Annotated in this window: 15 protein-coding genes; 9 read left to right on the forward strand and 6 right to left on the reverse strand. The window is 71.0% G+C overall.

Going from position 1 to position 12,497, the window contains the following annotated elements; all coding sequences use genetic code 11:
- Position 1: 1 nt before the first annotated feature.
- Positions 2 to 412 carry a hypothetical protein gene (locus OG407_RS04690; protein WP_033280890.1) on the reverse strand — a complete coding sequence of 137 codons (411 nt, stop codon included), beginning with the start codon at positions 410 to 412 and terminating at the stop codon, positions 2 to 4.
- 388 nt (positions 413 to 800) lie between these two features.
- Here OG407_RS04690 and OG407_RS04695 point away from each other — a divergent pair, with 388 nt between their 5' ends.
- Both OG407_RS04695 and OG407_RS04700 read left to right on the forward strand, forming a co-directional pair.
- A complete protein-coding gene (locus OG407_RS04695; protein WP_405855264.1) occupies positions 801 to 1,184 on the forward strand; it encodes a nuclear transport factor 2 family protein in 384 nt (127 codons plus the stop codon).
- A gap of 77 nt (positions 1,185 to 1,261) precedes the next feature.
- Entirely contained in the window at positions 1,262 to 1,600 is a 339-nt protein-coding gene (locus OG407_RS04700) for a DUF1905 domain-containing protein (protein ID WP_405855265.1), read from the forward strand.
- On the opposite strand, the gene OG407_RS04705 is transcribed toward OG407_RS04700, so the two are convergent.
- The gene (locus tag OG407_RS04705; protein WP_405855267.1) at positions 1,515 to 2,465 is read right to left on the reverse strand and encodes an AraC family transcriptional regulator; all 951 of its coding nucleotides are present in this window, start codon (positions 2,463 to 2,465) and stop codon (positions 1,515 to 1,517) included. The genes OG407_RS04700 and OG407_RS04705 overlap by 86 nt on opposite strands.
- Positions 2,466 to 2,568: 103 nt before the next feature.
- On the opposite strand from OG407_RS04705, the gene OG407_RS04710 reads away from it, so the two are divergent.
- Positions 2,569 to 3,555, forward strand: a complete 987-nt coding sequence (locus tag OG407_RS04710) for an oxidoreductase (protein ID WP_405855269.1) — start codon at positions 2,569 to 2,571, stop codon at positions 3,553 to 3,555.
- A gap of 15 nt (positions 3,556 to 3,570) precedes the next feature.
- Here the strand turns inward: OG407_RS04710 and mgrA are convergent, their stop codons facing one another.
- The gene (gene mgrA, locus OG407_RS04715; protein ID WP_328685415.1) at positions 3,571 to 4,563 is read right to left on the reverse strand and encodes an L-glyceraldehyde 3-phosphate reductase; all 993 of its coding nucleotides are present in this window, start codon (positions 4,561 to 4,563) and stop codon (positions 3,571 to 3,573) included.
- Between the two features lie 125 nt (positions 4,564 to 4,688).
- On the opposite strand from mgrA, the gene OG407_RS04720 reads away from it, so the two are divergent.
- A complete protein-coding gene (locus OG407_RS04720; protein ID WP_405855271.1) occupies positions 4,689 to 5,579 on the forward strand; it encodes a LysR substrate-binding domain-containing protein in 891 nt (296 codons plus the stop codon).
- 27 nt (positions 5,580 to 5,606) lie between these two features.
- Complete coding sequence (locus tag OG407_RS04725) at positions 5,607 to 6,122, forward strand: mycothiol transferase (RefSeq protein ID WP_405855273.1); 516 nt, start codon at positions 5,607 to 5,609, stop codon at positions 6,120 to 6,122.
- Here the strand turns inward: OG407_RS04725 and OG407_RS04730 are convergent.
- Both OG407_RS04730 and OG407_RS04735 read right to left on the reverse strand, forming a co-directional pair.
- A complete protein-coding gene (locus OG407_RS04730; protein WP_405855275.1) occupies positions 6,104 to 7,174 on the reverse strand; it encodes an adenosine deaminase in 1,071 nt (356 codons plus the stop codon). The genes OG407_RS04725 and OG407_RS04730 overlap by 19 nt on opposite strands.
- Positions 7,175 to 7,237: 63 nt before the next feature.
- On the reverse strand, positions 7,238 to 7,633 hold the full coding sequence (locus OG407_RS04735) for a VOC family protein (protein ID WP_405855277.1): 396 nt from the start codon (positions 7,631 to 7,633) through the stop codon (positions 7,238 to 7,240).
- Positions 7,634 to 8,314: 681 nt separating this feature from the next.
- Here OG407_RS04735 and OG407_RS04740 point away from each other — a divergent pair.
- A complete protein-coding gene (locus OG407_RS04740) occupies positions 8,315 to 9,184 on the forward strand; it encodes a putative RNA methyltransferase (protein ID WP_405855279.1) in 870 nt (289 codons plus the stop codon).
- A 245-nt stretch (positions 9,185 to 9,429) separates the two neighbouring features.
- Here the strand turns inward: OG407_RS04740 and OG407_RS04745 are convergent, their stop codons facing one another.
- Positions 9,430 to 9,801, reverse strand: a complete 372-nt coding sequence (locus OG407_RS04745; protein WP_405855281.1) for a BlaI/MecI/CopY family transcriptional regulator — start codon at positions 9,799 to 9,801, stop codon at positions 9,430 to 9,432.
- 238 nt (positions 9,802 to 10,039) lie between these two features.
- On the opposite strand from OG407_RS04745, the gene OG407_RS04750 reads away from it, so the two are divergent.
- From OG407_RS04750 to OG407_RS04760, 3 genes are all read left to right on the forward strand, one after another.
- Positions 10,040 to 11,119 (forward strand): sodium-dependent transporter, encoded by a 1,080-nt coding sequence (locus tag OG407_RS04750; RefSeq protein ID WP_405855283.1) that lies wholly within the window; start codon positions 10,040 to 10,042, stop codon positions 11,117 to 11,119.
- Between the two features lie 118 nt (positions 11,120 to 11,237).
- Complete coding sequence (locus OG407_RS04755; protein ID WP_405855285.1) at positions 11,238 to 11,948, forward strand: dienelactone hydrolase family protein; 711 nt, start codon at positions 11,238 to 11,240, stop codon at positions 11,946 to 11,948.
- Between the two features lie 87 nt (positions 11,949 to 12,035).
- Positions 12,036 to 12,494 carry a pyridoxamine 5'-phosphate oxidase family protein gene (locus OG407_RS04760; protein ID WP_405855287.1) on the forward strand — a complete coding sequence of 153 codons (459 nt, stop codon included), beginning with the start codon at positions 12,036 to 12,038 and terminating at the stop codon, positions 12,492 to 12,494.
- The last annotated feature ends 3 nt before the right edge of the window (positions 12,495 to 12,497 follow it).

Below are 12,497 nucleotides of genomic sequence, written 5' to 3' on the forward strand. Positions count from 1 at the left end.
GTCAGGCGACGGGGACGACCAGTGCCGGAACGGTCCGCTGCATCCGGAGGGCATCCACCGATTCGGCGAGCAGCTCGTACTCGGTGGTCTCGTCGCTGATGGCGATCTGCACGAGCCGCCCGGCCGCCAACTCGTAGGCGACCTGCTCCTGTTGGCCGACATCACGCGACCAGGTGCGTAACGCGCGGGGCACGTCGGGGGCCGTGTCGGAGACCGGTACCAGGGCACCCCTGGGGAAGCGCGGGTTCTCCGGTTGCGGATCGAGCCGGTCGGCCATCCACACCGCGCGGTCCCGTAACCACCACAAGGCGAGTGCCAGGGTCGGCGCGCGGTAGGTTCCCAGAGGCACCCCGACGCGCTGTCCGCCGCAGGTACCGTACGCGGTGACATGGCACAGGAATTCGTCGTGCACGATCACTCCCCCGTCGCGTGTCGATTGCCGGTCGGGCCTCGCTTTCCATGCGGCTCTGATGGCGGCTCGGGTGGCTCAGTTGGTGCGCACGATGGCGGATTTGCCTCGTGAAGCTATGCCCTGGCATTCGGGAAGTTATGCCTTAGCAGACGAGTATGTTCACTCCTGAAACACTGTCACCACGACTTTTTAGCCACTCTCTTGGCATATTCACAGCCCTGTTTGGCCGAAAAGCTTCGTAGCCCGTTTTGCGCGTTTCTCCCGCCGTCATTACCCGGGGGGTAATCGACGTCTTCCGCGCGCCCCGGCAGGGTGGTGTCACCGGGTCGCCAGACAGCGGATCCGGTCCCTGACCAGTACGAACGACCTCGCTGGAGGCTGATTCACCATGTCCGCGAACACCGACCGATACGAGAGTGCCGTCGCCCGCTACTTCGAGGCCTGGAACGCGGGCGATCCGGAGGCGCTGACGAAGGCGGTCGCCGCCGCCTGGTCCGTCGAGGGTACGTACACCGACCCGCTGGCGTCAGTCGCCGGACACACGGAGATCGCGGGGCTGATCGCCGGGGCGCACGAGCAGTTCCCGGGGTTCGCCTTCCGCCCCCTGGGCGCCGTCGACGGACATCACAACACGGCGCGCTTCTCTTGGGAGTTGGTGAGCGAGGCCGACGGCTCGGCGCCCGTCGCCGGCTTCGACGTGATCACCCTGGACGGGGACGGTCGTATCCGCTCCGTGCTCGGTTTCCTCGACCGGGTGCCCGCCGGGGCCTGAGGGCCGGCGTCCGCGATGATTTTCCCCGCTCGGGGCGGTCTCTTCTACGACAGGCCACCCCGAGCGGAGGACGCACCATGAGCACCGGCACCCCGTTGAACGAGGAATTCACCGCCGAATTGATCAAAAGCCCGAACGACGGCGGCTGGACCTATCTCGTCTGGCCCGAGTCCGTCGCGTTCTTCGGCACCCGCGGTCTGGTCAAGATCCGCGGCACGATCGACGGACACCCTTTCCGCAGTTCGTTCATGGCTCTCGGGGACGGCACCCACAAACTCCCCGTGAAAGCCGATCTTCGAAAGGCCATCGGCAAAGGCGAGGGCGACCAGGTCACCGTGCGACTCGAAGAACGGCTCGGCTCCCAGCCAGGGCCTCTTCGCGGTACCGCCGCGGCGCCACCCCGACCGCCCGCTTGAAGGCATTGCTGAAGGCGCTCTCCGAGGTGTAACCGACGGAACGGGCGAGCGCGCCGACCGGGGCGGTGTCCTGCCGGAGGGCCCGGGCGGCAAGATTCATCCGCCAGTTGAGCAGGTAGGTCAGGGGCGGCACACCGGCCGCCTCCTTGAACCGTACGGCGAACGTCGTGCGGGACATCGCCGCCGCCCGGGCCAGCTCCTCCAACTGCCAGGGGTGGGCCGGGTCGCCGTGCATCAGGCGCAGGGCGGGGGCGAGCCGTTCGTCGGCGAGGGCGCGCAGCCAGCCGGGCGGCAGCCCGTCCGAGTCGGTCAGGCAGACCCGCAACACCTGCACGAACATCAGCTGCGCGAGCTGCGCCGAGACGAACTCGACCCCGGCCCGGCGCGTGCGCATCTCGGCCGCCAACTGCCCGATGAGCCACCGCAGTACACCCGCCTCGGGCGAGTCGGCCCGCACGTGGACGAGCTCCGGCAGCGCCCGCCGCAGCAGGTCCCCGCGGTCGCGGCTCAGGTCGACGTGCCCGGACACGCAGGCGACGTCCACCGCGTCGCCCTGCCCGAGCCGGCCCATCCGGGTCGCCGGGTCCATGACGACGTCCGCGGAGTCGGTCGGCGCGACGCCGGGCCGGCTGCACAGCGTGTACGGCTGGCCGCCGTCGGAGATCACGACGTCTCCCTCGGCGAGCCGCAGCGGTTCGCCGCCGTCCCGGACCAGCAGGCAGCCGCCCTGCACCACGGCGTTCACCTTCAGCCGGTCGCGTCCGCGCAGCTCGATGGCCCAGTCGCTGCCGGCCGTGAAGCCGCCGGAGAACACGCTGCGGGCATCGGCGACGGCGAGGGCGTCGGACAGGGGATCCACGGTCATGTTCGAACTATCACGCAAGTTATGCGGATTCTCAAGTATTCATCGTACGGATCTGCCGCCCTACGGTGGTCTCAACAGCTCAGCTGACGAGGAGAGCGCAGACATGACCAGCACCGCACAGCAGCCCCTGAATTCCGGCTTCGGCGCCGCGTCCACCGCCGAGGAGGTGATCAAGGGCGTCGACCTGACCGGCAAGGTCGCGATCGTCACGGGCGGCTACTCCGGCATCGGCCTGGAGACGGCCCGGGTACTGCACGGCGCCGGGGCGCAGATCGTCGTACCCGCGAGGGACGTGGAGCGGGCCAGGACGGCGCTCGCGGTCCTCCCCGGAACCGAGGTCGAGCACATGGACCTGCTGGACCCGGCGTCGATCGACGCGTTCGCAGAGAAGTTCCTGACCTCCGGGCGTCCGCTGCACCTCCTGGTGAACAACGCCGGGATCATGGCGACCCCGCTGGCGCGGGACGCGCGCGGCTACGAGGCACAGTTCGCCGCCAACCACCTCGGGCACTTCCAGCTGACCACCAAGCTGTGGCCCGCACTGGTCGCGGCGAACGGCGCGCGGGTCGTGGTGCTCTCGTCGCGGGGCATCCGCTTCGCCGGCGTCGACTTCGACGATTTGCAGTTCGAGCACCGGAAGTACGAGCCGTTCCTCGCCTACGGCCAGTCCAAGACGGCCAACGCCCTGTTCGCCGTCGAGGTGGACCGGCGCGGACAGGCCGAGGGCATCCGCGCGTTCGCCGTGCACCCGGGCCTGATCGTCGACACCGGCCTGGTCAAGCACATCGACCCGGCGATGCTCCAGGCCGCGGGCGCGCTCGACGGCGAGGGCGAGCCGATCCGTGACCCCGAGCGCCAGATGAAGACCGTGCAGCAGGGCGCGGCCACCAGCGTCTGGTGCGCGACCAGCCCGCAGCTCGACGGTCTCGGCGGGGTCTACTGCGAGAACGTCGACATCAGCCCGCTGGTGGCCCCCGAGAACGAGACCGCCTGGGCCACCGGGGACACGATCCCGGGGGTGCTCCCCCGCGCCGTGGACCCGGAGGCGGCGGCCCGTCTCTGGGAGGTCAGCGAGCGGCTCACGGCCTGACGGCCATGGTGTGCCCTACGGCCTGACGATCGCGTCGATGCGGGCCAGCTCGTCGGCGTCGAAGTCCAGGTTGCGGGTGGCCGCGACGCTGTCCTCGATCTGCTGCGGGCTGCTCGCACCGACCAGCGCGGAGGTCACCCGGCCGCCGCGCAGCACCCAGGCGAGGGCGAGCTGGGCGAGGGTCTGGCCGCGCCCCTTGGCGATGTCGTCGAGGGCGCGGAGCTGTCCCACCAGGTCCTCGGTGACCGCGTCGGAGTTCAGGAACGGGCTGTCGCTCGCCGCCCGGGAACCCTCCGGGATGCCGTCCAGGTAGCGGGCGCTGAGCAGCCCCTGCTCCAGCGGCGAGAAGACGATCGACCCGACCTGGAGTTCGTCGAGGGCGTCGAGCAGGCCCTCGTCCTCGGGGCGGCGGTCGAGCATCGAGTAGCGCGGCTGGTGGATGAGGAGCGGGGTGCCCAGCTCGCCGAGGATGCGGGCGGCCTCCCGGGTCTGCTCCGCCGAGTAGTTGGAGATGCCGACATAGAGCGCCTTGCCCGACTGGACCGCCGAGTGCAGGGCGCCCATCGTCTCCTCCAGGGGAGTCTCCGGGTCCGGGCGGTGCGAGTAGAAGATGTCGACGTAGTCCAGGCCCATGCGGCTGAGGCTCTGGTCCAGCGAGGACAGCACGTACTTGCGCGAACCCCACTCGCCGTAGGGGCCGGGCCACATCAGATAGCCGGCCTTGGTGGAGATCACCAGCTCGTCGCGGTACGACCCGAAGTCCGCCTTCAGCGCCTCGCCGAGGGCGGACTCGGCGGCGCCGGGCGGCGGGCCGTAGTTGTTCGCCAGGTCGAAGTGGGTGACGCCGAGGTCGAAGGCGCGGCGCAGGATGGCGCGCTGGGTGTCGACCGGGCGGTCGGGCCCGAAGTTGTGCCACAGGCCGAGCGAGATCGCGGGCAGCTTCAGACCGCTGCGGCCGGTGCGCCGGTAGGGCAGGTCCGCGTAGCGGTCGGGGTGTGCGGTGTACAACGCGACTCCAGAGGGGTTGGCACACGGGATACCGGTTCCAGGGAACCACCGCCCACTCTGTCCGACCTGCGGGCAGTGGTCCAACAGAAGAATCCGATGGAATTCAGCGGTTACGCTTCTCAATCATGGAACTGCGTCATCTCCAGCATTTCATCGCCGTCGCCGAGGACCACCACTTCACCCGCGCGGCCGAGCGGCTGATGGTGTCCCAGTCGGGCCTGTCCGCGTCGATCCGCGCCCTGGAACGGGAGTTGCAGACCCCGCTCTTCGTCCGCACCACCCGCCGGGTCACGCTCACGGAGGCCGGCCGGGCACTGCTCGGCGAGGCGGAACGCATTCTGGCGCAGGTCCGCTCGGCGCACGAGGCGGTGGCCGCGGTGCAGGGCGTGCTGCGCGGCACGCTGTCGCTGGGCACCGAGCAGTGCATCGCCGGGGTGCATGTGGCGGGGCTGCTCGCCGCGTTCCGGCGCAGGCACCCCGATGTCGAGATCCGGTTGCGGCAGGCGGGCTCCGGCGCGCTGGCGGAGGAGGTCGCGGCCGGGCGCCTCGACCTGGCGTTCGCGTACCGGACCCAGGCGGACACCGACCAGCTCCGCTCCGTATCGCTGACCAGCGAGCCGATGACCGTGCTGTGCCATCCCAGCCACCGGCTCGCTGAGACCGGCGCTGCGGTGACCCCGGACGACCTCGGCGGCGAGGTCTTCGTCGACTTCCACCCGGACTGGGCCTCGCGCCGCACCACGGACGCCGTCTTCGCGGCGGCGGGCGTACGGCGGACGGTCGCACTGGAGGTCAACGACGTGCACAGCCTCCTCGACCTGATCGACGAGAACCTCGGTATCGCGGTGGTCCCCCAGCATTTCCGCCACAAGCGCGAGGCCCTCACCGCGCTCCCCCTGAAGGGACCCGGCGAGGAGGTGTACGAGACGGTGGCCCTGCTCCCGCCCCCGCAGGCGACCAGTCCGGCGGCACGGGCCCTGATGACGCTCCTGGAAACCGACGCTCCGGCCGCATGAGGAACGGGGATGCGCGATGGTGGTCGTATGCATGCCAACGACATCCTCATCGACGCGTACGGCCGCGTCCAGGAAGAAGTCCACGCCGCCGTCGACGGCCTGACGCCGGACCAACTGCACGCCCGCCTCGCCCCCGACGCCAACTCCATCGCCTGGCTGATCTGGCATCTCACCCGCGTCCAGGACGACCATGTCGCCGACGCCGCCGGCCTCGACCAGGTGTGGCTCACCCAGGGCTGGGAGAAGCGCTTCGGCCTCGACCTGCCGGCCAAGGACACCGGGTACGGCCACACCGCCGCGAAGGTCGGCAAGGTGCGGGTCGAGTCGGCCGGGCAGCTGACCGGGTACTACGACGCCGTGCACGACCAGACGCTCGCGTATCTGCGCGGACTGACGGCGGAGGACTACGACCGGATCGTGGACGAGCGCTGGGACCCGCCGGTCACCCTGGGCGTACGGCTGGTCAGCGTCCTGTCCGACGATCTGGAGCACGTCGGACAGGCCGCGTATGTGCGCGGGCTGCTTCAGAGCGCGGAGGCGTAACCCGGCAGGACTACGTCCTCGATGAGGGCCTTGCGCTCGTCGTACGGGATGAACGCGCTCTTCAGGGCGTTCACCGTGACCGTGCGCAGGTCCTCGACGCTCCAGCCCGCCTCCTCGACCAGCAGGGACATCTCGCGCGTCATCGTCGTACCGGACACCAGTCGGTTGTCGGTGTTGAGGGTGACGCGGAAGCCGAGGTCCTTCAGGGCGGTGATGGGGTGCTCGGCGATCGAACCGGCCGCGCCCGTCTGGAGGTTGGAGGTCGGGCACATCTCCAGGGCGATACGACGGTCCCGCACCCAGCCGGCCAGGCGGCCGAGCTTGCCGTCGACGATGTCCTCGGTGATGCGGACGCCGTGACCGATGCGCTGGGCGCCGCACACCTGGAGGGCCTGGTGGATGCTGGGCAGGCCGTGCGCCTCACCGGCGTGGATCGTGAACGGCACGCTCTCGCGGCGCAGGTGCTCGAAGGCGGCGAGGTGGTCGGCGGGCGGGAAGCCGTCCTCGGCACCGGCGATGTCGAAGCCGACGACACCGGCGTCCCGGAAGGCCACCGCGAGGCCGGCGGCCTCGCCGACCCGGTCGAACATCCGCATCCCGCACAGCAACGTCCGCACCTGCACCGGCGTCCCTGCTGCCGCCGCCTTGGCCATACCGGCCGCGAGCCCCTCCTGAACGGTCTCGACGACCTCGCTGAGCGCAAGCCCGCCGTTGGTGTTCAGCTCGGGGGCGTAACGCACCTCTCCGTAGACGACACCGTCGGCGGCCAGATCGAGGACGTACTCCTCGGCGGTGCGCAGCAGTCCCTCGCGGTTCTGCATCACGGCGAGGGTGTGCTCGAAGGTGGCGATGTAGCGCACCAGATCACCGGAGTTGGCGGCGTCGAAGTACCAGGCGGCCAACTCGTCCGGGTCGGTGGTGGGCAGCGTGTGCCCGACCGATTCCGCCAGCTCCACCACGGTGGCGGGGCGCAGACCCCCGTCGAGGTGGTCGTGCAGCACGGCCTTGGGGAGCCGGCGGAGGGTGTCGACGTCTATGCGCGTAGATGACATGTGCGGTGGTTCCTCGGTCGTCGTTCGGTGAGCGGGGTGGGGCGATGCGGGGGGTGCGGGGGTTCAGGCGGCCGGCTGGAGCAGGTCCCAGCGGTTTCCGTACAGATCCTGGAACACGGCGACGGAACCGTACGGTTCGTGGCGCGGCTCCTCCAGGAAGGTCACGCCCGCGGCGAGCATGCGGGCGTGATCGCGGGCGAAGTCGTCGGTGTGGAGAAAGAACCCGACACGACCGCCGGTCTGGTCACCGACCCGGGCCTCTTGATCCTCACCCTTGGCACGGGCGAGCAGCAGGCCGGTCCCGGAGCCGTCCACCCCGGGCGGTGCCACAACGACCCAGCGGGAGCCGTCGGGGCGGGCCGCGTCCTCGACGAGGCGGAAGCCGAGGGCTTCGGTATAGAAGCGGATCGCCTCGTCGTAGTCGTCGACGACGAGGGTGACCAGGGCGATACGGCTCATCGGGGGGTCTCCGTGCGGTTCCGGTCGGTGGGATTGACGTGGGATTGACGGGTGAGGTTATACGTAAAACTTCGCTCGCGCCAGTCGGATTCGGAGGGGGTTGCGGAGAGGGTGGGGCGGCGGGGCTTTCGGGGTGTCGGGGAGGTGGGGGTGGCTGAGCGAATGGCCAGGTCAGCGGGGTGTTGGCGGGATGCCGCGTGAGTTGGAGGGCTCGGCGGGTACACGGGGCGGATGCGCGGGGTCTGTGGAGGGCGGCAGGCACCCGGGGGGGGCACGGTCCGCCCGGCACGGGCGTGGGACGGATGCGCGGGGCCTGCGGAGTGCGGCGGACACCGGGTGGGCGCGGCCTGCCCGGCACGAGCGTGAGACGGATGCGCGGCGTAGGCGGGGCGTGGCGGACGCCGACCGGGGTTGGATGCCCCGGCCGGGGCTCCCGAGATCGGCGATCCGAGCGGCTTCGCCGATGCTCGTAGACTCAGGGCGTGGCATTCACGAGCACCCCGCACTACTGCTTCCTGTAACCGGAAGGCGTTGAGGGCGAGGCCGAACGGCGTCGCCCTCCTTGGTGTGCCTGCCGCGTGAACCACCTCTCCGGCGCTGCCCGTTCCTGCTTGAGGCAGTGACGTTCCGAGCGCGCGTACAGGCACGGTCCCTTCCCTTCGCCCTTGCCTGGAGTGCCTCGTGCCTACGTCGTTTCCCCCTGCCCTCGATCTCTCCCTCGACCTGCTGCGCTGCCCGACGTGCCGAACGCGCAGTCTGCACCGCGACCGCAGCGCGCTGCGCTGTCCGGCGGGCCACGCCTTCGACATCGCCCGCCAGGGCTACGCCGGACTCTTGACGGGCGCCCGTGCCACCAGCGGCGACGACGCGGCCATGGTCCAGGCCCGGGAACGGTTCCTGTCGACCGACTCGTACGCGCCCATCCGTAAAGCGGTTGCCCGGCTGGCGGCCGACTCCGCGCCTGAGCGGGCCACGGTCGTGGATGTCGGGTGCGGCACGGGCTACTACCTGGCCGGCGTACTCGATCAGTTGCCCGGCGCCCACGGTCTGGGGCTGGACACGTCGGTGCGCGCGTTGCGCTCGGCTGCGCGTGCCCATGAACGGGCCGCCGCGGTGGCCTGGGACGTCTTCCGCCCTCTCCCGCTGGCCGGTGGAGTGGCCGAGGTCGTGTTGGACGTGTTCGCCCCGCGCAACCCGGTCGAGTTCCACCGCGTGCTGCGCCCGACCGGCCGGTTGATCGTGGTCCGACCCACCGGGCGGCACCTCGCCGAGTTGCGCGGCCGGGTGTCGGCGATGGTCACGATCGACCCGGCCAAGGAACAACGCCTGCACCGGGCGATGGATCCCTACTTCGAGGCCGCCGTCACCGAACAGGTCGAGTACACCGCGCCGTTGACCAGGCAGGAGGCCCTCGACCTGGCCGGGATGACGCCGAGCGCACGCCACTTGAGCCGTGCGGACCTGAACGGTGCCGGCCCCTTGCCCGACCACGTCACGGTCTCCGTGCTGGCCACGACTTACCGGCCTAGGTGCCCACAGGCAGGCGCGTGAGCCTGTTGCTCCCTGGAGAGACAAGACGTTGATCGCAGCGACGAGGACGGCGGCATCTCCGGCCCAACGGCGGCCACCCCAACCCCAGAGCACGACCTGCGGGCGGCCGCAGCAACCCCAGGTGTCCCTCGGCGAGGCCGCACTCGAACTCGCGGCGTGCGGCAAGCGCGTGGGACACGGAACCGTCCCGAACTCCACTGCTCACCCACTCCCACGCCTCACCAGGCTTCACTCCACGCCGGCCTTCACGCCTCCCCGGATTCCAAAAGGTCCCGCAGCACCCGCTCGTCATCAGGACTGAGCTGAGCCACGAACCGGGCCAGCACCGTCTCCCGGTCGCCGTCCCGGTCGAGTTCCGTGTGCATCCGCCGCGCGGTGAGCCCCTGCGCGTCCTGCACCGGAAAGTACGCGTACCCCCGCCCCTGCCGATGCCGCTCCACGACGCCCTTGTCGTGCAGCCGGGTCAGGATCGTCGTCACCGTGGTGCGGGCCAGGCCCGTGTCGAGGCTCAGCTGTACCTCGCCGGGGGTCTGCGGGGCGCCGGCGGCCCAGAGCGCGGCCATGACGGTGGCCTCCAGCTCACCCGCCGGTCGGCGTTCGTCCTTTTCGTCGGCCATGGGAACGATCCTCACCCCGTCTTCGTCTACAGTTCAGTAGACCGTCTACAGAATTGTAGTCACTCGGGTGCCGTCTCGTCACCGCGCCCGTGTGTCCGCTTCCGCCCGCCCATTATGGAAGGACCGTCGACGATGACCGCAGGGCTTCGCTCACTCATCCCCTCGCGCGTGTCGACGAGCTTCCACGCGATACCGGCGCTCCGTCTCCGCCCAGGTCCTACGACGGAAGAGCGCCACGATGTGTCCCCACTCATCCCGGATCCCCGCCGGGTTTCCCTCCGTACCCCGCCTGCTCGCCCTGCTCCGCCGCCACCTGGGCCGAGCCGTCGCCGTGACGTACCTCGCGGCGGCGGTGCTGCCGGGCCCCGGCCTGTGGCTCCGGCACCCCCACCCGACGGGCATCGCCGAACTGCCCCTGCGCACACCCCAGTTACTCCTCGCCCTGGTCCTGTTCGGCGCCGGTCTTCAGGTGCCGCTGCGTGAACTGCGGCTGCTGCTACGGCGTCCAGCCGCCCTGCTCGCCGGCCTCGCCCTGCACATCCTGGTGCCGCTGCTGATCGTCCCCGGTGTGGCCCTCGCGCTGCGGCTGTCGCCGGACCACGACGGCGGCAGCGGGATGATCGCCGCGATGATCCTCGTCGTCGCCATGCCGGTGGCCGCCGGGGCGACGGTGTGGACCGCGAAGGGGGACGGCGACCAGCCCACGGCCGTCGGTCTGGTGCTCGCCTCCACCCTGGTCAGCCCGCTCACCGTCCCGCTCACCCTGGCCGTCCTGTGCCCGCTGCTCCAGGGCGACTACGCGGGCAGACTCGCCGTCGCCGCCCACTCGGCCGGGGACGCCTTCGCCCTGACCTCGGTCGTGCTGCCGTGCGCGGCGGGCATCCTGTGCCGGCTCGTGCTGCCCCGACGCGCACGGGACGGAGTCATCGGCGTGGCCGTCCCCGCCGCGCTCCCGGGTTCGCTGCTGCTGACGTACGTCAACGCCAGCGGAGTGCTCGGTCCCTTCCTGCGCCATCCGCGCCCGGTGCTCCTGCTGGCCGCGCTCGGCGTCGCCGCGACCGTGTGCGGGCTGTCCTTCGCGCTGGGCCGGGTGGCCGCGCGGGCGCTGCGCCTCGATGCCCGGGCCGGTGCCTCGGTGACGCTGGCCTGCGGGATGAACAACAGCAGCGCGAGCGCGGTGCTGATCACGACGACCCTGCCCGACCGCCCGCACATCCTGCTGCCGGTGCTGGCGTACGGGCTGCTGCAGAAGGTGGCCGCCGGACGGGTGGTCCGCATAGGACAGGAGACGAACCCCGCGCCGGCCCCCGCGCGATAGCCGGATCGAGGGGCCGAAGCGCCCTCCGGACCCGGCCGTGGCAGGCTGGAGATCACGTCGGGTCCCGCCCCGACGGCGCCACCCCCAACCGAGCACCGCCGTACAGGAGTTGAGCCCCATGTCCTCCGAGCTGCCGAAGTCGACCGGAGCCCCCGCCCACCAGAACGTCACCTTCCCCAGCGCAGGGGGCACCGCCCACGGCTATCTCGCGCTGCCGCCGTCCGGGAGCGGACCGGGCGTGATCGTCATCCAGGAGTGGTGGGGCCTGACCGACCACATCGCCGACGTGGCCGACCGGCTCGCCCAGGAGGGCTTCGTCGCGTTCGCCCCCGACCTCTACGGCGGGAACGTGGCGCACGAGAGCGACGAGGCTCTGCGCATGATGCTGGCCCTCCCGGTCGCCCGCGGTGTCGAACTGCTCTCCGGCGCGGTCGACCACCTCCTCTCCCTGCCCGAGGTCACCTCGGACACGGTCGGCGCGGTCGGCTTCTGCATGGGTGGCGGCTTCGTCCTGTACCTCGCCGCGGCCGACCCGCGCGTGAGCGCGGCGGTGCCGTTCTACGGCGTGATCCAGGGCGAACTCCCGGACTTCTCCGGCCTGAAGGCACACATCCAGGGCCACTACGGCGAGTTGGACGAGAGCATCCCGGTGGCGGGCCTCGAAGCCTTGAGCAAGCACATCGAGGAGCAGTCCGGCATCACCCCGGACCTGCGCCTCTACCCGGCGAACCACGCCTTCTTCAACGACGGCCGCCCGGTCTACGACGCCGACTCCGCCACCCGCGCCTGGGCGAGCACGGTCCCGTTCCTGCACGAGCAGCTGGGCTGACGCCCCGACGTCCCCGACACCCTCGGGCAAAGGTCCTACGACCCTGGCCCGAGGTGCCGCGCGGGCGGCGCCGGTAGCGTCCCGGGCATGACGATCACCGTGCCGCCCCGCGGCCCCGAAGAGCGCAGGCGTGACGTACTGGCCCGGCTGGAGCGGGAGTCGGACATCTGGGTGGCCTCGGCGGACGCCGACGGGCTGCCGTGTCTGGTGCCGCTGTGGTTCGTCTGGGACGGGCACGCCGTCTGGCTGTCCACCCGGGCCACGAACCCCACGGGCCGCAATCTCACCGACGGGCGGCGGACCCGGCTCGCCTTCGGGGACACCCGGGACGTCGTACTCATCGACGGCGAGGCGACGGCCTTCACCGCGCAGGACGTCCCGGCCGCCGCGGCCGGGGCCTTCCACGCGAAGTACGGCTGGGATCCCCGCGAGGACCGCGCGCCCTACTCCTTCTTCCGGGTACGACCGCTCGCCGTCCAGGCGTGGCACGAGCAACGCGAGCTGCCCCAGCGCCATCTGATGCGGGACGGAACCTGGGTGGCGTGAGCC

Origin of the sequence: Streptomyces sp. NBC_01515 (assembly GCF_045040345.1) — a bacterium.
Classification (GTDB): domain Bacteria; phylum Actinomycetota; class Actinomycetes; order Streptomycetales; family Streptomycetaceae; genus Streptomyces.

Excerpts from the sequence above, each read along its gene's own strand:
- OG407_RS04735 (WP_405855277.1), bottom strand. The coding sequence starts at position 7,633 with ATGAGCCGTATCGCCCTGGTCACCCTCGTCGTCGACGACTACGACGAG.
- OG407_RS04745 (WP_405855281.1), bottom strand. The coding sequence starts at position 9,801 with ATGGCCGACGAAAAGGACGAACGCCGACCGGCGGGTGAGCTGGAGGCC.
- OG407_RS04700 (WP_405855265.1), top strand. The coding sequence starts at position 1,262 with ATGAGCACCGGCACCCCGTTGAACGAGGAATTCACCGCCGAATTGATC.
- OG407_RS04725 (WP_405855273.1), top strand. The coding sequence starts at position 5,607 with ATGCATGCCAACGACATCCTCATCGACGCGTACGGCCGCGTCCAGGAA.
- OG407_RS04750 (WP_405855283.1), top strand. The coding sequence starts at position 10,040 with ATGTGTCCCCACTCATCCCGGATCCCCGCCGGGTTTCCCTCCGTACCC.
- OG407_RS04730 (WP_405855275.1), bottom strand. The coding sequence starts at position 7,174 with ATGTCATCTACGCGCATAGACGTCGACACCCTCCGCCGGCTCCCCAAG.
- OG407_RS04755 (WP_405855285.1), top strand. The coding sequence starts at position 11,238 with ATGTCCTCCGAGCTGCCGAAGTCGACCGGAGCCCCCGCCCACCAGAAC.
- OG407_RS04760 (WP_405855287.1), top strand. The coding sequence starts at position 12,036 with ATGACGATCACCGTGCCGCCCCGCGGCCCCGAAGAGCGCAGGCGTGAC.
- OG407_RS04720 (WP_405855271.1), top strand. The coding sequence starts at position 4,689 with ATGGAACTGCGTCATCTCCAGCATTTCATCGCCGTCGCCGAGGACCAC.
- OG407_RS04710 (WP_405855269.1), top strand. The coding sequence starts at position 2,569 with ATGACCAGCACCGCACAGCAGCCCCTGAATTCCGGCTTCGGCGCCGCG.
- OG407_RS04705 (WP_405855267.1), bottom strand. The coding sequence starts at position 2,465 with ATGACCGTGGATCCCCTGTCCGACGCCCTCGCCGTCGCCGATGCCCGC.
- OG407_RS04695 (WP_405855264.1), top strand. The coding sequence starts at position 801 with ATGTCCGCGAACACCGACCGATACGAGAGTGCCGTCGCCCGCTACTTC.